General features: G+C 61.7%; 19 protein-coding genes. 13 read left to right on the top strand and 6 right to left on the bottom strand.

Annotated features, from left to right (window positions below; genetic code table 11):
• Positions 1-52 precede the first annotated feature (52 nt).
• The 4 genes from IEX24_RS15225 to IEX24_RS15210 form a co-directional block, all read right to left on the bottom strand.
• A complete protein-coding gene (locus IEX24_RS15225) occupies positions 53-1309 on the bottom strand; it encodes a cytochrome P450 (protein WP_188679740.1) in 1257 nt (418 codons plus the stop codon).
• 55 nt (positions 1310-1364) lie between these two features.
• Positions 1365-2219, bottom strand: a complete 855-nt coding sequence (locus IEX24_RS15220) for an NAD(P)-dependent oxidoreductase (protein ID WP_188679737.1) — start codon at positions 2217-2219, stop codon at positions 1365-1367.
• A gap of 61 nt (positions 2220-2280) precedes the next feature.
• The gene (locus IEX24_RS15215; RefSeq protein ID WP_188679735.1) at positions 2281-2694 is read right to left on the bottom strand and encodes a cupin domain-containing protein; all 414 of its coding nucleotides are present in this window, start codon (positions 2692-2694) and stop codon (positions 2281-2283) included.
• A gap of 111 nt (positions 2695-2805) precedes the next feature.
• Positions 2806-3297 carry a flavin reductase family protein gene (locus tag IEX24_RS15210; RefSeq protein WP_188679733.1) on the bottom strand — a complete coding sequence of 164 codons (492 nt, stop codon included), beginning with the start codon at positions 3295-3297 and terminating at the stop codon, positions 2806-2808.
• Between the two features lie 205 nt (positions 3298-3502).
• Between IEX24_RS15210 and IEX24_RS15205 the strand changes: the two genes are divergently transcribed.
• The 5 genes from IEX24_RS15205 to IEX24_RS15185 all read left to right on the top strand — a co-directional run bounded on the left by IEX24_RS15205 (position 3503) and on the right by IEX24_RS15185 (position 7911).
• Positions 3503-4156, top strand: coding sequence for a TetR/AcrR family transcriptional regulator (locus tag IEX24_RS15205; protein WP_188679731.1), 654 nt, complete (start codon positions 3503-3505; stop codon positions 4154-4156).
• A 137-nt stretch (positions 4157-4293) separates the two neighbouring features.
• Positions 4294-5508, top strand: coding sequence for an acyl-CoA dehydrogenase family protein (locus IEX24_RS15200; RefSeq protein ID WP_188679730.1), 1215 nt, complete (start codon positions 4294-4296; stop codon positions 5506-5508).
• 32 nt (positions 5509-5540) lie between these two features.
• Positions 5541-6545, top strand: coding sequence for a zinc-binding dehydrogenase (locus IEX24_RS15195; protein ID WP_229715394.1), 1005 nt, complete (start codon positions 5541-5543; stop codon positions 6543-6545).
• Positions 6542-7147 carry an NADPH-dependent FMN reductase gene (locus IEX24_RS15190; RefSeq protein WP_188679728.1) on the top strand — a complete coding sequence of 202 codons (606 nt, stop codon included), beginning with the start codon at positions 6542-6544 and terminating at the stop codon, positions 7145-7147. Before IEX24_RS15195 ends, IEX24_RS15190 begins: the two co-directional genes overlap by 4 nt.
• 11 nt (positions 7148-7158) lie before the next feature.
• Positions 7159-7911: an SDR family NAD(P)-dependent oxidoreductase gene (locus IEX24_RS15185; RefSeq protein ID WP_188679726.1), complete on the top strand. Its 753-nt coding sequence runs from the start codon at positions 7159-7161 to the stop codon at positions 7909-7911.
• A 152-nt stretch (positions 7912-8063) separates the two neighbouring features.
• On the opposite strand, the gene IEX24_RS15180 is transcribed toward IEX24_RS15185, so the two are convergent.
• A complete protein-coding gene (locus tag IEX24_RS15180) occupies positions 8064-9563 on the bottom strand; it encodes an aldehyde dehydrogenase family protein (RefSeq protein ID WP_188679724.1) in 1500 nt (499 codons plus the stop codon).
• 48 nt (positions 9564-9611) lie between these two features.
• Entirely contained in the window at positions 9612-10598 is a 987-nt protein-coding gene (locus IEX24_RS15175) for an amidohydrolase family protein (RefSeq protein WP_188679722.1), read from the bottom strand.
• 295 nt (positions 10599-10893) lie between these two features.
• Here IEX24_RS15175 and IEX24_RS15170 point away from each other — a divergent pair, with 295 nt between their 5' ends.
• The 8 genes from IEX24_RS15170 to IEX24_RS19875 form a co-directional block, all read left to right on the top strand.
• Entirely contained in the window at positions 10894-12081 is a 1188-nt protein-coding gene (locus IEX24_RS15170) for an ABC transporter substrate-binding protein (protein WP_188679720.1), read from the top strand.
• A 3-nt stretch (positions 12082-12084) separates the two neighbouring features.
• Positions 12085-12957: a branched-chain amino acid ABC transporter permease gene (locus IEX24_RS15165; protein ID WP_188679718.1), complete on the top strand. Its 873-nt coding sequence runs from the start codon at positions 12085-12087 to the stop codon at positions 12955-12957.
• A 5-nt stretch (positions 12958-12962) separates the two neighbouring features.
• On the top strand, positions 12963-14948 hold the full coding sequence (locus tag IEX24_RS15160; RefSeq protein ID WP_188679716.1) for a branched-chain amino acid ABC transporter ATP-binding protein/permease: 1986 nt from the start codon (positions 12963-12965) through the stop codon (positions 14946-14948).
• Positions 14945-15658 carry an ABC transporter ATP-binding protein gene (locus IEX24_RS15155; protein ID WP_188679714.1) on the top strand — a complete coding sequence of 238 codons (714 nt, stop codon included), beginning with the start codon at positions 14945-14947 and terminating at the stop codon, positions 15656-15658. The genes IEX24_RS15160 and IEX24_RS15155 overlap by 4 nt, the downstream gene beginning before the upstream one ends.
• A gap of 75 nt (positions 15659-15733) precedes the next feature.
• On the top strand, positions 15734-16711 hold the full coding sequence (locus IEX24_RS15150; protein ID WP_188679712.1) for a quinone oxidoreductase family protein: 978 nt from the start codon (positions 15734-15736) through the stop codon (positions 16709-16711).
• Positions 16712-16765: 54 nt separating this feature from the next.
• The gene (locus tag IEX24_RS15145) at positions 16766-17272 is read left to right on the top strand and encodes a MarR family winged helix-turn-helix transcriptional regulator (RefSeq protein ID WP_188679710.1); all 507 of its coding nucleotides are present in this window, start codon (positions 16766-16768) and stop codon (positions 17270-17272) included.
• Between the two features lie 141 nt (positions 17273-17413).
• On the top strand, positions 17414-18151 hold the full coding sequence (locus tag IEX24_RS15140; RefSeq protein ID WP_188679708.1) for an SDR family oxidoreductase: 738 nt from the start codon (positions 17414-17416) through the stop codon (positions 18149-18151).
• A 31-nt stretch (positions 18152-18182) separates the two neighbouring features.
• The coding region (locus IEX24_RS19875; protein ID WP_444545396.1) for a hypothetical protein at positions 18183-18329 on the top strand (147 nt) is incomplete at its 3' end.

The following is an 18329-nucleotide window of genomic DNA, read 5'->3' as shown; positions in this document are numbered from 1 at the left end:
GACGTTCTGAGATATCGCAGACAAAGAGAACTTCCGTACCTAACGGCTCAGGCTAACGAGCGTCATCGTTGAACAGCACATTCAGTGCCGTCGGGCCATGGAACGGCCACCCGGCTGAGGTGATCGGGCGTGCAGGGTCAACCGAGATGTTCGGGAAGGCCGCGAACAGCTCTTCGAGCCCGACTCGTGCGATCTGCGGCCCGAGGGCGCTGCCCACGCAGCTGTGCCGCCCGTCACCGAACGCGAGGTGCGGATGAGCGTACCGATCGAGGTCGTAGAGCTCGCCGTGCTCGTAGTACTTGCTGTCGTGGTTGGCAGAGCCATAGACGAGTCGCATGATGTCGCCCTTGTGAATCTGCTGGCCCTGCAGCACCAGATCGTGCTTTGCGGCACGGGCAGGCCCTGCATAGAGCGGGCTCATCCAGCGAAGACCTTCAGAGATCGCTTTGGGCAGCAGGGTCTTGTCGGCGATCACTCGCTGCAGTTGTTCTGGCCTTGTCGTGAGGCCGAAGAAGGTGCTGCCCAGGGCGTGGCCCGGCTCCTGCAGCCCGCCGAGCAGCACGATCAGCATCGAGGGAACCAAGGCGTCGATCGACCGGGTCTGCCCATCGGTCGACTCGGCGTGAATCCACCGGGCAATGACGTTGTTCGGGTCTTCAGTATCTTCTTTGGCCTTGCCCTCGAGATACTCGCGAATCTCTTCGCGGGCACCATCGGTGAGCGCGAAACCATCGGGGTTCGCGAATGAGCCGTCGGGGTTTCGGGCCATGTTCGTCGAGCCGGTCTTGAGCTGGTGAAACCACCGGCGCAGGGTGTCGGTCTCGACGTCGAAGAACCCGTACGAGTCGGCGACGCTTCGTACGCTGATCGGTTCGAAGTAGTCGACCAGCAACTCGGCTGTGCCGCCCTGCGTGCGCAGCTTCTCGATCAGACCCTTGGCGGTCGGCCGCATACGGCTCTCGATCTGGCCTCGAATAGCGCGAGCGCTCACCGGCGTCGCCACGGCGTTGCGCAGATGCGTGTGGAGGTCTCCTTCTGCACTGGTGACATTCGGGTCGCCGAACACCCGAGTCGCGAGCGGCGAGCTCACGGCCTCGAAGTTCTCGGTGTCGTTGGCGATCTCCTTGCAGAGATCCCACGACGTGGCCGCCCAGGTACCGAGCGCGGGTATCCACGCAAGGGGCGCCTCCTCACGCAGGCGGGTCGTGGTGTCTTGCGGGTGCAAGAGAGACTCGATGGTGATCTCGTCGATCCAACTCGGCGCGAGTTCGTCTCTGAGCTGCGTGCTCCCCGTGGTTGACTCAGTCATTTCGTCCTCCTTGACGTTCACAGTTCACGATGGGTTGTTGAGGTGGTACGTGCGCTTAAACGCGGGGGTTGCCGTATTCGACGATGCCGGTGATGTCGACATCTGCCCAGCCTTCTTTCGCGACCTGCAGGTACGAGTCGCGCGCGGCGGCCGTTACAGGGAAGGTGCTATCGCTCGACGCGAGCGCCAGGGTGAGACCGAGATCTTTTGCGGCCAGCGGGCTCGAGAACCAGCCCTTGTGGTCGGGGTCGAAGAACCCTTCCAGCCGCGCACGCAGGCCGCCTTCGGGTACCGTCGGCGACGCGTCGAACATCTGCGCCAAGGCTTTGTCGTCGACGCCGGCCTCGCGACCGATTCTGACGGTTTCTGCGTAGACGGCGACGTTGGCCAGCATCATGTGTGTGTTGAGCAATTTGATGATGGATGCCGTTGCCGGCGTCTCACCCAGATCAAGCACTGTCGAGAACTGCTCCCAGAGCGGGGCGAGGTCTGTGCGGGCGCCCTGTGACCCGGCGAGCAACAGAATGGCCGCGCCTTTTCGCACTGCGGCGGGTGCGGCGAGCACGGGTGACGCAAGAAAACGATCTCCATAGGCTTCGACGAGTTTCGCGTAAGCGTCGGCCGATACCGTCGAGGTGACCACGATGTATCTACCCGCCCAGGCTGAGCGAGGGTTGCCCTCGGGAACGGCGAGCGCGAGCACGCTCTTGTCATCAGACACCGACACGAAGATGGCGTCGGTGTCGTCGGCGACAGCGTCGGGCGAGGCGAGCTCGGTCAGCCCTTCGGCGACGAGCCCGTCAGCCTTGCCCGGCGTGCGATTCCAGCCTTGCACTTCGGTGCCGGTCTCGAGAAAGCGCCCGGCGAAGGCGCTGCCCATGAACCCCAGACCCATTACTGCTATACGCATGTTCTTTGCTCCATCGTTGCGGAAGACTCACGTCTCCACGTGTTAGTCGGATTGACGTGCGTCACTGCTGCTCGGGTACGAGGGGCTCGAAGCCCACTTCTTCCATGCGCCCTGCGCCGCCGAAGAAGTGCAGTACTTGGCAATCCACATCGCCGCGGTTGCTGACCTCGTGCCAGCCATCGCGGGGCACAATCAGAATCTGCCCGACTCCGATTTCGACGGCCTCATCGCCCTGTGGAACGGTCTCGAAGAAGACCGCGCCCGTCAGCGGCACCAGAAACTGGTCGGCGTGCGGGTGACGGTGCATGCGGTGAACGAATCCGGGTGGAAAAGTGACCACATCGACCAGCACGTCTGGCGTGCCGGTGCGCTCGGCGCCTGCGATGTGGCGGTTGAATTGGCTACCGACAATATCCCAGCGGGTGACCTCCACCGGCGGAATCTGGTTAATGTCGATGATCTCGATCTTGGGCATGAACATCCTCGTTCTCTACGTTGTCGCCCCATGCTAGATCGCGCGATGCGATGACGTCAAGTGAACAACATCGTTCTTTATTAGAGATCAGCAATGTTCACTATGAGCGAACTAGTGGTCCACATGCAGCTGGCTGTAGGTGCCCTTGAAGAAGACGAGAGGCTGCCGCCCATACGCATCGAGTGCGCCCAGCTCTACTACTCTGCCCACCACTATGTAGTGATCGCCGGCCTCGTATTCGTCTTGCAATTCGCAGTCGACCCACAGCAGGGTGCCCTCGAGCACGGGGTTTCCCATCTCTGAGACCTGCCAGTCGAGGCCGGCCCACTTGTCGGTGCCGCGACGCGCGAAGATGTTCGACAATTCGTGTTGGTCTTCGGCGAGAATATTGACGCAGAATCGCCCGGTCTCACGAATGCGGGGGTAGCTCGTCGACGTTTTCATTACGCTGAACGAAATCAGTGGCGGTTCAAGAGAGACGCTGTAGAACGACTGGCAGGTGAAGCCGATCGGCCCGTCGTCATCGGTTCCGGTGATGATGGTCACGCCAGAGGCGTAGTGTCCCAAGCTATCTCGTAGCTCGCGAGGAGTGATCGTGGTCATGGTTCAGCCCTTTCTTGCGGTTGCTTCTCCAGCCGACAGTAGGTCGAGGCACTGCCGAAGTCAAGACTTTAGACACAAAATTGTTCTCTATTTTCCTCAATCAATACTGAATCGCTGCTGGTAGATTCGATTTTCACGAACGTCAGCGTGGTCGGTGCCTGGTGGGCACACCGAATCAGCTGAAACCTATTGAGCGAGGCGAACAGTGGCGACGGCGACTTCCATCACTACCGATGCACCGAAGGCGACCCGGCGGCGAGGCGGAAAACTGCTGCAGGCCATCTATGAGACGACGCTCACAGATCTGGTCAACAACGGCTTCGAGAATCTGACCTTCGACAAACTCGCGGCTGCGACGGGCACGGGCAAAGCTTCGCTTTACCGCAGATGGTCGACGCCAGATGAGCTGCTGATGGCTGCCTTGGCTGATCCGGTTGTCGGGTACGGCGACCCGGTCTTCCCTGACAAGGGCAACATTCGTGATGATCTCATCGAGCTGCTGTCGCACCTGGCCGAGAGCCTCGATCGCCCCCATGGGCGCGCCATGCTGCTCGTGTTGGCGCACCGCACGACTCGCCCAGAGCTCTACGAGTTGGTTGAGCGGATGCTCTTGCGACCCCACGAGGCGATGACGCTGCAGGCGTTCGAGGCCGGCGTAGAACGTGGTGAGGTCGACCCTGATGTCGTCAACGAACGGGTCTTGCTGATGGGGTCGTGGTTGGTGACCAGCGAATACAACCGGCACGGCCAGATTGATCAGTCCGAGGTGGTCGCCATCATCGATGAGATAATTCTGCCGGTCATCACTCCTCGTGATTCTGTCGAAAGGGGTGGCGTCGTAAAAGCAGTGGAGTCGTAGCCGGCTCGACTAAAGTTGGCTCCATGAGCTAGGGAACAAAAATGTGCCTAAAGCCTTGACTTTCGTTCAAGGCGAGTCTTATTCTGACTTTCGGGACATTCGGACCCCTTCCAAAAATGCTCAGTGAGGAGCCATCGGTGTCACATGCGACAGTCCCCGTCAAGACTCAACATACTTTTCTCTCTTCGGTTGAGGCGCTCGCGCCCGTGATCAAGGCGAGTTCCGCCGATCTCGAGCGGGCCGTGATTCCCGAAGACCTCGTTCAGGCCTTCGAAGATGCTGGCATCTTCGACGCCTGGCTGCCGGCAGAGTTGACGGGGTCAGACTTCGACCCAGTGGATTGGCTGCGAGCAATCGAAGAGATCTCGTACATCAACGGCTCCGCCGGCTGGTTGGCCTTCATCGTAGGGTCGAACGTGCGAATGCTGTCATGGACCCCCGAGCAAACCCGGCGCTTTCGCGAGATCGTGGGCGGGCGTCTCTCGTTCGCCATCAACGGGGTGCCACGGGGTCGTGCGATTCCGGTCGAAGGTGGTTATCGCGTATCGGGTCGCTGGTCATTCTCGAGCAGCTCGCCCTTCTCGACCTGGCACGGCGGGGCATCCCTCGTCATGGGCGAGCATGGCCCGGTGGCTACACCAGACGGGGGAGTCAAGATGATTCTCGCTACCTGGCCGGCCACGAACAGCACGCTGTACCCGACCTGGGATGGCCTGGGTCTGCGCGGCACTGGCAGCGACGACATCGAGGTCACCGACCTCTTCGTGCCGGCCGATCACGTGCGAGAAGAGTTTCTGGCAGTGACGACCGACGCTCCGGCCTACCGCGTTCGGTCGCTCGCGGTGCTGTGCCACGGCGTGCATGCACTCGGCGTGGCACAATCGGCACTCGACGAGTTCGCTCACCTCGTCTCGTCGAAGCCGTGGGTCGCGCCCGTGAACTCCGCGGCCCCGGTGTCTGCGCCGATGGGTCATAGCCAGAGCCACCGGATCGCCTTCGCCAAGGCCGACGCGCTGGTGCGTGCAGCTCGCGCCTTGTTGTACAGCGCGGTCGATGCTGCCCTCGTGGCGGTCGAAAATACCGAGAAGACACCGCTCGAGCACGATGTCGCGCTGCGTCAGGCGAACATCTTCGCCGTTCGCTCGAGCCGTGAGGCCATCGAACTCATCTTTCAGCTTGCGGGCACCAGCGCTCTTTATAAGGGAACCCTGCTCGAACGCGCTTTTAGAGACATTGCCACGGCGTCGAACCATTTCCAGGTCGTCGAGAGCCAGTACGAGTCGGTCGGGTCATACCTTCTGACCAAAGACTCCGACGGCGGGCCGTTTCTCGCGGGTACCCCCTTTATTTGATTCGACAGGTAACAACGAAAGGAGTTGTTGTCTTGTCTGAGACTTCAACAATGCGTGCGGCTGTTCTCGAGCGGCCTGGTTCCCCCGATGTGCTCGTCTACCGAGAGGTGCCGATTCCTGCCGCAAAGCCAGGGTGGGTGCTCATTCAGGTGAAGGCGTTCGGTCTCAACCGAGGTGAGGTGTCGACCCGGTCTGGGTTCGGTCTGAACCTCGGCGGCAATGTGGTTCCGCTGCCGAGAATTCTGGGCGACGAGGCTGTGGGCGTTGTCGTCGAAGCCCCGGGCGGCGAGTTTCAGCCCGGCCAGAAGGTCGCGGTGTTCAACGGCGAGGGCATGGGTCGCCAATTCGATGGCGCCTACGCGGAGTACGCCTTGGTGCCCGTCACGAGCGTTCTGGCCTTTGAGACCACCCTCGAGTGGTCGACTCTTGCGGCCATGCCGCAGATTCTGAAGACGGCATACGGTTCGCTGCAGTTGATGAACCTGCAGCCGGGTGGTTCCATTCTGATCCGTGGCGGCACATCTGGTGTGGGCATGGCTGCTGCTGCACTGGCAAAGCGAATCGGGATGACCGTGTTCGCGACATCCCGAAGCGAAGCCAAGCTCTCCGACCTCGAGGCTTACGGGGTGGACTACCCCCTGCTCGATGACGGCGACATCGCGTCGCAGGTTCGCGCGGTCTTACCCGACGGCGTCGACTCCGCGCTCGAACTCATTGGCACGGTGACGCTGCACGACACCTTGCGTGCCGTGAGGATCAATGGGGTCGTCTGTTTCTCTGGAGTGCTGGCCAGAGAAATCATCATTCCCGACTTCAATGTGCTGAACTTTTTGCCGTACGGCGTGCATCTCACGCGATACGAGAGCGGCGTGCTGGGCCCGTTGCCGCTCGACGTGTTCACGGAGTTCATTCGCGCTGTGGAGTCGGGCGAGCTGAAGATGCCGCTGCGTGGAGTGTACGAGTTCGACAACCTGGTGCAGGCACATCGCGACATGGAAAGCAGCGTCGGCAGCGGAAAGAACGTGGTTGTACTGTGAGCTACACCAGGCCCCTTCTGCAGGTCATCGTCGCCAGCAGCCGCCCCGGCCGCATCGGCGGTAGTTTCGCCGACTGGTTCGCCGATCTGGCCATCCAAGATGATCGATTCGATGTCGAAAAGGTCGACCTCGCCGAGGTGCGGCTTCCGTTCGTCGATGAGCCGAAGCATCCGAGACTCCGGCAATACGAGCACCAGCACACCAAAGGCTGGAGTGCGACGATCGACCGAGCGGATGCCTTCGTGTTCGTGACGCCCGAGTACAACTACGGCTATAACGCGGTGCTCAAGAATGCGCTCGATTTTCTGTGCCACGAGTGGGCCGACAAAGCCGTGAGCTTCGTCAGCTACGGCGGCATCGGTGCCGGCACGCGAGCTGTACAACAGCTCAAGCAGGTCGTCACGACGCTGCGGATGGTACCCATCTTCGAATCGGTGAACATCGCTTTCGCCCCGCAGAAGGTACGCGCCGATGGAACGATCGACGCCGACGAACTTCTCACTGCCGCTGCCATTCAGACGCTCGGTGAGCTGTACCGGGTCACGAGCTTGCTCCGCCCGACCCCAGTAGACGCCGTCGGCGCTGTCGCTGATCCCTCGTGAAAGGAAACACCTTGACTACTACAGACTCGCATGTCGGCCGCACCGCGGTCGTGACCGGTGCGGCAGGCGGTTTCGGTACCGCTATCGCTCTCGAACTCGCGCGTCGCGGCGCCGACATCATCGCCGTCGATATCAATTCGGCCGATGAGACCGCAGCCGCGGTGCGGGAGACCGGTCGCCGTGCCATCGCGCTACAGGCCGACATCTCAGACCCGGAGCAGGTCGCAGATATCACTCCCGACATGATCGGGTTCACCGGTCGCGTCGACATTCTTATCAACAATGCGGGCGCGTTTCCGTTCATCGACATCTTCGATCTCGATTACGCGAAATGGCGGCAGACGTTCGCCATCAACACCGACACCCAGTTTCTGATGGCCACCGCCGTCATGCGCTCGATGCGCGAGAACGGCTGGGGCCGCATTGTGAACCTCGCCTCGAACTCCCTCGGGCTCGCGGTTCCGCAGATGGTGGCGTACATGTCGGCCAAGGGTGCCGTCGTGGGTTTCACGCGGTCACTCGCGACCGACCTCGCACCCTACGGCATCACCGTGAACGCGGTGTGCCCGACAGCCTCGCGCACACCGGGCGGTCATAAGTTCATCGGCGATGAGATCATCGACAGCGTGGCCGGAATGCAAGCCATAAAGCGTGCCGGTGTTGCCGAAGACATCGTGGGCACGGTCTGCTTTCTCTCCAGCGACGACAGTGCCTTCATGACGGGTCAGACCGTTGTCTGCGACGGCGGGCTGATGCGGGTCTGACCAGCACGCAGAAAGACGGATGCCGGCTCCATAGTGGGGAGCCGGCATCCGTCTGTTAAGGCAGCGGTGTAGCGGGCGGCGGGTGCAGACGGCAGAGAAAAGTGGATGCCTCGCACCGGTGATTCGGCACGAGGCATCCACTCGCTCTACGTTCAGTGCGGCTGCGGGATGTAGTTCTGAGTGATCTGCTTGTACTCGAGAAAGTCTTCGATGCTTGCAGAACCGCCGAGGCGCCCGAGGCCGCTGGCCTTGTATCCGCCCTCTTCGAACTCGATCGACAGGTTCGCCCAGCTGTTGATCGAGATGAGGCCAGCGTCGAGTCGACGCGAAACTCGCATCGGCCGGTCGATGTCGCGGCTCCAGATGCTGGCGCTCAGACCGTACTTGGAGTCGTTCGCCAGGGCGATCGCTTCTTCTTCGGTGTCGAAGATCTGCACGGTCTGCACGGGGCCGAAGGTCTCTTCTTGAACGATTGGCAGCGTGCCGTCGGTGACCTTCAGCAGCGCGGGCAGGTAGAACGCTCCGCCGGCCAGAGCAGGGTCGTCACTGGGGCCGCCGCGCACGATCACTTCGGCGCCTGCCGCGACGGCTTCTTCTACCAGCCGGTCGACGCGCGCTACCGAGCCGGTGTCGATCATCGGGCCGATCTGGCTCTCGGGGTCAGACGCGGGGCCGGCCTTGATCGATGAGAGGGCACCCGCGAGCTTCTGGATGTACTCCTCAGCGATTTCGCGCTGAACCAGAATGCGGCTTCCCGTCATGCAGAACTGGCCCGCAAACACCACGGATGAGGCGACCGCAGTACCCACCGCCACGTCGATGTCAGCATCGGCGAACACGAGGTGCGGCGTCTTGCCGCCCAGCTCGAGACCAACGCGCTTGAAGTTCTCGGCGGCGTTGCGTGCGATGATTCTGCCGGTCGCTGTGCTGCCGGTGTAGCTGACGACCGGTACCTGCGGCGACGACACGAGCAGCTGAGCCACATCGGAGCCAGACTCGATGACGACGTTCACAATTCCGGCGGGAAACTCGGGCACGCTGGCGAAGATCTCGCTGAGCAGCGCGCCGCTCTGCGCGGCCTGGTGTGGCAGCTTGAGCACCACGGCACAACCCGCGGCGAGAGCAGGCGCCAGGGCGCGAATCGAGAGGTAAGCGGGTGAATTCCACGGCGCGATGAGGCCGGCGACGCCGACCGCCTGACGAATCGAGATAGCCTGCTGGCCAGGCAGTGTGTCGGTGGCGCGGCCGTGCGGCTGAACCGCGAGCCCGGCCGCGAATCGCAGCGCTCGCGGAATGAAATGCGCTTCGAAGGCGGCTTCGCCTGCCAGCTTGCCGTTCTCGCGGCAGAGCGTGTCGGCGACCTCGCCGATGCGGGCGTCGTAGGCGTCGGCGAGGTGAGAGAGCGCGGTCGCTCGCACCATCGCGTCGATCTTCCAGCTCGTTTCGGCGAACGCGCGCGCGGCCGCGTCGATCGCGGCCTGGCCGGTCGCGGTGTCGGCGTCGGCGAAGGTGCCGATCTTTTTGCCCGTAGCCGGGCTGATGCTCGTTCCGGTGCGGGCCGAGTCGACGAACTCGCCGCCGATCCAGTGCTTCACGGTGATACTGGCGGCCGCGTCATCTTCGACGACGGCCTGAGATGCCTCGATGGTCATGGTTTCTCCGTTCTCATGGTTCTGTTGGTGATAGTTCGGTCTGGCAGATCAGGCACGGCCCTCGGCCGCGGGTACAGCGATGCGCAGCAGTCGCGCTGCGTTTTCATGCGAGATGGCGGCGCGCTCGGCGTCGGTGAGCGCAGCCGTCTCGATGAACTCGGTCGCGGTTCCCATTTCTTCGAAGGGGTAGTCGGTGGCGAACAGCACGTGGTCGATGCCCATAGCGTCGATGGCACAGCGCAATGGCGCGTTGTCGCAGACGCCGCTGGTGGTGACATAGAGGTGGCGCTTGAGGTATTCCGACGGGTTTCCGAGCGCGAGCTCGATTCCGCGGTGGTTGTGAAAGCCCCAGCGCGAGTCCAGCCGCCAGAGCACGTACGGCAGAGCTTCGCCCATGTGCCCGAGCAGCAGTTTCGCGTTCGGGTGTCGGTCGAAGACGCCGCCGAAGATGAGCCGCAGCACGTGTGATGACGTGTCGAGACCCCAGCTCCACATGGGGCCGATGAGCTCAGGATGCCCGGTCAACACGTCTGCGAAGTCGACGCCGTTCGCCGGGTGCAGGTACAGTGGCACGTCGAGTTGCTCGGCCCGCTCCCACACCACGTCGTAGGCGGGGTCGTCGAGGTACCGGCCTTGGGTGTGAGCGTTCACGAGCGCTCCGCTCATGCCGAGCTCAGTCACAGTGCGCTCGAGTTCGTCGGCCGCCGCATTCGGGTCTTGCAGGGCGAGCGCCGCGAAGCCGCCGAAACGGGTGGGATGATCGGCAATCGCTCCCGCGAGAAAGTCGTTGACCTCACGCATGTGGCGCACGGCCGTGGGTGCGTCTGCTTCGGCCTGAAGGCCGGGGGAGTTCAGCGAGAGCACTTGCACGTCGAGACCGGTCTCGTCCATGAGAGCGAGCCGCTCGTCGAATACGTCGAGCAGTCTCCGTGAGGCGTCTGCCCACGCTTTCGGCTGGGCGATGTCTGCTGCGGCCGCCCCATACTTCACGAGGTCTGGCGTGACGAAGTGCTCTTCGAGACCGATGGTGAACATTCTCGCTCCTTTACGAATATGCAGATGTGTGCTTAATAGTGAACGATATCGTGTCTTAGGTCAAGAGTGAGCAACTCGAGAAAGCGTGATCAAACTAATAGACAAATGTGACTCTAATCTATTGACTTCGTATTTGGCCTGCCCTTAGATGGGAAACGACGGCAAGGGTGCCGGGAGTCCGGAGACTGCCGCCGTTTAGTGCAAGGACTTGCATCAGAACCGCAAACGGAAGGCGTAAGCAATGAAGCTTCATAGCGCACGAACACGGTCATACATCAGACCGAAGAGAACGATTTTGCTCGCAGCAGTCACGCTCACGGCGGCGTTGACTCTGGCTGGTTGCTCGGCGGGCAGCTCAGACGATTCGGCGTCGAGCACCGGAAATCCCGGCGGCATTCCCGTCAAGATGGGAATTCTCGGGCCGCAGACCGGTGCATACGCCGCTTTTGCCGGCGTGGGAGAGCTGCAGCGCGGGTACGAGCTCGCCGCAGATGACTTCAGCAAGAAGTACAACATCAACTTCACCGATGAGGTTGTCGACGACCAGAGTGACCCGGCCGTGGCATCGCGAGCGGTGCAGACGATGCTCAACGACGACAAGATCGACGTTCTTCTCGGGCCGGCGACTTCTGGCTCGGCCCTTCAGATAGCGAGTGTGGTCCAGTCAACCGGTCGCCCGTGGCTGAGCCCGAGCTCGAGTGCCGACAACCTCGTCGACATGTCGATTCAGCCGAACTGGCTCTTTCGCACCATCAACTCCAATGCCATGGCGGCGAATGTAGTCGGACAATACCTTTACGCGAACAATGCCAAGGTGGGCCTGATCTACTCGACAGACGCCTTCGGGCAGTCGAGTCTGGCTTCGATGCAGGCCTACGCTCAGAAGGCCGGCAAAGACCTGGCGGTTGAACCTCTGGCTGCGGGCGCCCCCGACGTCTCCGGCGCCATCCAGCGTCTGAAAGACGCCGGCGTCAACTCGCTCTACATCACGATGTCGAACGGTGCAGATATCGCTGCGGTCACCAAGGCGATCTCAGACGCGAACTACAAGCCCAACCCGATGGTCGCCACCGGTCAAGCTGAAGGACCGGAGTACTCGAATGTCGCATCGCCGTCGGATTGGGCAAACCTGAAGATCGTCGATTCCCGCGACTTGACCTCGAAGCCGGTGCAAGACCTCGCGGCTGAATACAAAGCGAAATACGGCTCGCCGCCGTCGCGTCTGTCGACGGTTGCCAACACCTACGCGGCCGTGCAGCTCTACATGGCCGCGGTCGCCAAGGTCGGCAGCGCCACGAACTACGAGGCCGTGCGCAAGGCCATGGAAGACATCACCGACTTCTCGTCGCTCGGTGTGGACTTCGGCACCCCGTTCTCTCCCACAGATCACGACTTGTTCGATGCAGACCCCTCGAAGTGGTTTCTTCAGGCCCTCGACCCGAACGGCAACCTGATCTCAACCGGTTCTGTACCTCAAGGATAAGAAATGCTGCAGCAGATACTCACCGGCCTGCTCATAGGCTCGCTTTACGCACTCATCGCACAGTCGGCTGTTCTTGCCTACATGACGACTCGAACGATCAACTTCGCTGTCGCGTCGGTGATGAGTGCATCCGCGTTCCTTGCGCTGGCGCTGGCACCGTTCGATTGGCTCACCACGCCAGGGCGAATCGCGATCGTGGCGATTCTGGCGACGGCCTTCGGCGCGGTGCTGTTCAGAGTGGGTGTCGCACCATTCTCAGGGTCATCGGAGCACGACATCCGGTGGATCCTGAGTCTGGTGGCGCTCGGCCTGGTCTTCGATGACCTCATCTTGAACAGCCAAGGTGGGCAAGTTCACCGGCTCGGCTATGCCACTATTCCGGGCACCCTCACCATCGGAGATGTGACGCTCTCGAATCAGTTGATTCTGATCGGGGTGGTGTCTGTCTCGATCATCGGCATCATCGAACTGGCTTCGCGCTATACCGGTATCGGCCTGCGCATGCGCGCGGTGGCCGAAGATCGAGGCACCGCCGAACTCATGGGAATTCGCACCAATCGGATTCGCATCGGGAGCTACGCGGTGGGAATGATCGGCGTCAGCATCGGTGCCGTGCTTTGGAGCGCCCAAGTGGGCGTGTCGCCAGCGCTCGGCAGCCCGCTTCTGCTTGCGTCGTTCGGCGCCGCCATCATCAGCAGCTTCACGTCGATAGGCGGTGTTCTGGTCGGCGGTGCGATATTCGGTGTCGTGACGCAGTTGTCGAGCTACATCTTCGGTTCAGCGATAGGGCAGGTCTCGGGTCTGATTCTCGTGATTCTCGTGCTGGTGCTTCGCCCGCAGGGCATATTCGGCAAACGGGCTCTGGAGAAAGTGTGAGTAAAGTGGCGACATTCAACAAGACACGACTCAAGGGTTTTGCCTTCGCTGGCGGTTTGACGATTCTGGCCGTTGTCTTCTATCTGACGGTCAGCTCCGGCGCGGGATCTGCCCTCTCGCAGGCTCAGCTCATCGGCCAGGTGGCGGCACTGACCTTGGCCGTGGTCGGCATCACGTTCTTGGTCGGTCGCGCCGGTATGCCTTCGCTCGGCCAGGGTGCATTCGTCGCCATCGGGGCCTATACGATGTCGTACCTGCGCATGCAATACGGCTGGCCCACCTGGCTGGCTGTGCTCGTCGCAGTGGCGGCATGCGCGGTTCTCGGCGGAATCATCGCCTGGGCCACGGGCCGATTGCGTGGCCCCCAGCTCGTGATCGTCACGCTCTTCGGCGCGACGATCGTCTATGTTCTGATTTCACAGCTACCGGTGTTCGGCCAATTCGCCGGCTACCCGAACTCAGAGCAGAACGGCACGTCTTCTCTGCCCGTAGTGCAGGTGTTCGGCATCTCGCTGACGCCTCCGCTTTCTGCCGGTCAGGCGCCCACCCTCGTCGCCGTGCTTCTCGGGGTGCTCGTTCTGACCCTCATCGGAGCGCGACGCCTGATGCGCTCGAAGTGGGGGCTGTCGCTTCTCACCATTAAAGAAAGTGAGCTTCTGGCGGCGCACCTGGGCATCAATGTGTTGTGGCGCAAGATCTCTGTGTTCGCCCTGGCCAGCGCCCTGGCAGGTATGGCCGGTGTCGAGTACGCTTTGCTGTTCGGGCATTTGCAGCCCGAGTCGTTCGTCTTCGTTCTCAGCATCAACCTCTTGGTGATGGCGATTCTCGGCGGCAATGGCACCGTGCTTGGTCCGCTGGTCGGTACGGCGATCATCCTCTGGCTGCAGACCTCGCCGTATGTCACCAACTTCGTGAAGTGGGAACAGAAGGCGATCAGTCATCAGTGGTATCTGTCTTCTCAGGGCATCATCGGCGTGATTCTCATTCTTCTCATCATTTTCATGCGCGAGGGTATCGTCGGCACGGTGTCGCGCGTCTTTGCGAATCGATCGGCCAAGCGCCGCGGCCGCACAGAACAGCATCTTCCGAGCGCTGAGCAACAACCGGCGCCGATCGACGAACCTCCATATATAGAGGAACGAAATACCGAAGAGCGCAGTGCTGATAAGGAGGTACGTGCAGGCGCCGTGCTCTCGATCAGCGGTGTCGGTCTCTCATTCGGTGGTATTCGGGCTGTCACCGACGTTTCGCTCTCCGTTGATGCCGGTGAGATTCTTGCCCTCATTGGCCCTAACGGCGCGGGCAAATCGACTGTCGCCAACATGATCTCGGGGGTGTACACGCCTGATCGCGGCACCATAACGTTGAATGGTCGTGACCTGAAGAGTGTTCCCGCTCACCTGCGTCGTCGTGGGGGCATCGCGCGAACCTTTCAAGCCCCGATTCTCTTGCTCGATCGCTCGGTGATCGAGAATGTGCTGGCGGGGTCGAAGAGCCTGGGCACGCAATCGTGGTTTCGCGGAATCTTCGGTGGGCCCTCTGCGCATCGCCAGGGGGAAGCAGATCTCGCAGCCGCGCAGCACGCGCTCGAGCGTGTCGGTCTGCTAGAACTGGCGGAACTACGGGCCGGCGACCTGTCATATGGGCGGCAGCGAGGCGTGGAGTTGGCCCGGGCGATCGCATCGTCACCAGAGGTGCTGATTCTCGACGAGCCGGCGGCTGGTCTGAACGCCAGCGAGGCTGCGACGCTCTCGACGCTTCTGCTGCGACTTCGTGACGAAGGGCTCGCGATTCTCATCGTGGAACACGACATGCCGTTGGTGCGCCGCACGGCCGGCCGCATTGTCTGTCTTGCTTCTGGTCAGGTGCTGGCGTCGGGGCTGCCCGACGAGGTCTTGTCTGATAAGCGAGTCATGCGGGCCTATTTGGGATCCATCGCAGCAGAGATCACAAGTGAACCGAAATCGAGCGTTGTGGAGCCAATAGCATGAGTCTTGTTGCGAAAGAACTCACTTCGGGGTACGGCAAGATCGCCGCCCTCCACGAGATCTCGATCGAGCTGGTGCCAGGAACTGTGCTGGCCGTGGTCGGGGCCAACGGGGCTGGCAAATCGACTCTGGCCAAGACTCTCGCCGGCAGTCTTCGTTTGCAGTCGGGAGATCTCGAGCTCGACGGAAAGTCGATCACCCGACTAGAGGCCAACGCGAGAGCGCGTCACGGCATCACGCTTGTGCCGGAAGGCAGGCGCCTGTTCGGGTCGCTCACTGTGGCCGAGAACATTGCGCTCGGTTCGACCGCTGCGGGCTCGGGCAAGGCCAAGGGGCGCGAACTCGTCGCCACCATGATGGAGTCGTTTCCCGCCATCAAAGAGTTGACGCACCGCCGTGCCGGTCTGCTGTCGGGCGGCGAGCAGCAGATGGTCGCCATGATGCGTGCTGCAGCAGCGAACCCCCGCTACTTGATTCTCGACGAACCATCGTTGGGTCTGAGCCCGTTGCTGGTCGATGAGGTGCTTCGACTGGTCGGGCTCATTGCAACCCAGACGGGCGCGGCGATTCTGTTGATCGAGCAGTTCGTCGATCGTGCGTTGCGCGTGGCCGACAATGCCATCGTGCTGCAGCGGGGGCGGGTGGTGGCGCGCGGCACCGGTGCCGAACTGCGTGCCTCTGAGAGCGTTCAGGAAGCGTACCTTGGTGGATGATCGGCGTTCTGCCCGGGCGGATGGCAACGGGCATCCGGAGCATTCAATCGCTGGCACTCACCTTCAGGACAACACATGCGCGCAGTAAGCATTCACGAAACCGGTGCTCCAGACGTTCTTCGTCTGCGTGACGTCGAAGACCCGCAGGTCGGCGAGAGTGACGTGCTCGTCGCCGTCACCTATGCCGGGGTGAACTTTCTCGATATTCAGCAGCGCCGGGGCCTCTACCCGGTGCCGTTGCCTTTTGTGCCGGGTGTCGAGGGCACCGGAGTCGTCGTAGAGGTGGGGTCGAAGGCAGACCCGACATTGCTCGGTGCGCGCGTGTCGTGGTTCACGGGCCGGGCGAGTTATGCCGAGCGAGTCGTTCTGCCGGCGAACCACGTCATCAGGGTTCCCGACGGGGTCGATGACACGTTGGCCGCCGCCATTTTGGGCCAAGGCGTCACGGCGTACTATCTGACGTCTGCCGTGTATCCGGTCACAGCGTCAACCGTGGCCCTTGTGCATGCCGCTGCGGGTGGCACCGGGCGGCTCATCACCCAGATGATCAAGCACGCGGGCGGTACAGTGCTCGCGGTCGCCTCCACGCCGGCCAAATGCGAGATCGCGCGCGCCGCCGGTGCCGACCACGTCTTCGTGGCTGATGCCGTGCGAGACCCCGATCTCTCGCAGCTGGCGCGCCAGGTCATGGATATCTCGGGCGGCGTCGACGTGGTTTTCGACGGTACGGGTACGCCGACACTGAATGCCAGCATCCGCTCTGTCAAACAACGCGGCACCTACGTGCTGTACGGAACGTCAGGCGGCGGTATCGATTCGATTCCGCTCGCGCCGCTCAGAGAACGTTCGTTGTTCTTCACCTTCCCGCGGGTCAACGACCACGTTCGCGAGCCGCACGAGATCGAGTATCGAGCCCAGGCGTGCTTTGATCTGCTCGCAGGGGGGCACCTCGATATTCTCGTGGATGCTCCGTACGACCTTTCCGATGCGGCCGCCGCACACCGTGCCATCGAAGCGCGTCAGACGACAGGCAAGGTGTTGCTCATGCCATAGTGGCCACGAGAGCGGCTCGTCAGTCTGTCGATCGTCAACCTATAATGACGCTCAATGAATGAACCTGCTGCAGAAGACGCTGCGCCATCTGGTCTTGACGTGATGGCGGAGTTCATCGCTGTCTCTAAGGGTCTGAAACAATGGTCGCGTTCACGAGTGGAGCGTTACCCGCGCATGACCATCGGGCGAGCAGGCCTGCTCGTAGGCCTCTACAAGCACGGTGCGCCCATCGGAATGGCTCAATTCGGTGCAGTGAACGATCTCTCGAAGCGGAGCATGACGGTGATCGTCGACGGACTCGTACGAGAAGGCCTCGTTCGCCGCAGCCCTCACCCGAGTGACGGGCGAGTGACGCTCGTCGAGTTGACGGCCGAGGGCGAGGAGCTTGTGACAACAGAGTTGATTCCCGCACACGCGGAAACCGCGGCTCTGCTCGACGAGCTATCGCTCGACGAGCGGCAGAAGTTCATTCGAGTTCTCGGGCGCGTTTCTGAGCTCCTCGAGGAGCGCGACGTCAGAGTGTCGCTTCCGTTTCTTGACGGAAAATCTGCGCTGACCTGATCGCCCGAACCGGGTCTGGTCACTGCAGTTCAGAGCAAGACGATAGTATCAATTGATACTATTAGAGTAAAGTTTTCGCGGTTCTGGTGGCGACCCTGCCGCTATGTTCACCGTGTGAAGAAGTCGAGGGAGACCATTGTCATGAAGACCGCACTGATTACCGGCGGCAATCGCAGCATCGGGTTATGGACCGCGCGCGAACTCGTTCGAGAGGGCTTTCACGTGTTTATCGGCTCGCGAACTCTGCAGAGTGGCGAGGAGGCAGTGCAAAAATTGCACGATGAAGGGCTGACCGCTGTTGAAGCCGTGCAGCTCGACGTGACCGATGCTGATTCCGTGGCGGCAGCTCGCGTCACGATCGGTCAGAAGACAGATGTGCTTGACGTTCTCATCAATAACGCCGGCATCAGCGGTGATCGGCCGCAGACGGCGACAGAAGCCACCATCGAGAAATTCACACTCGTGTACAACGTCAACGTTCTGGGTGTTGTGCGCGTCACCCAGGCATTCCTCGACCTGCTGAAGAAGTCGCCTGCGCCCCGCATCGTCAACGTTTCTTCCAGCGTCGGATCTCTCACGCTGCACAGCGACCCCTCGTGGCAGTACTACGGCAACAAGCCCGCCGTGTACGCTTCATCGAAGGCAGCGCAGAACATGTACACCATCATTCTGGCCAGTGAATTGCGCGATACGCCTTTCAAGGTGAACGCGGTCGACCCCGGGTTCACCGCAACGGATTTCACGCGGTATCACGGAACCGGCGCGGTCGACATCGCAGCAGCCCGTGTAGCGAAACTGGCCCTGCTGGGCCCTGACGGCCCAACGGGCACGTTCGTCAGCGAAGAGAACGACCCTGAGCACGGCCTCATTCCCTGGTAACCACGGGCATCCGCCCCCCAAGAAAAATCGTGTGTCGAAGGAGACCGCTGTGCGTATCGGAGTTGTTGCTGAGACGGCTGAGGGTGAGACGCGGGTCGCTGCGACCCCCTCTACCGTCGCCCAGCTGATCAAGCTGGGATATGACGTGAGTGTGCAGGCGGGTGCAGGCGGGGCTTCT

It is taken from the genome of Subtercola lobariae (assembly GCF_014640255.1).
Taxonomy (GTDB): Bacteria; Actinomycetota; Actinomycetes; order Actinomycetales; family Microbacteriaceae; genus Subtercola; species Subtercola lobariae.
Note: the sequence above shows the minus strand (reverse complement) of the source record. Positions and strands in the feature narration are given on the sequence as shown.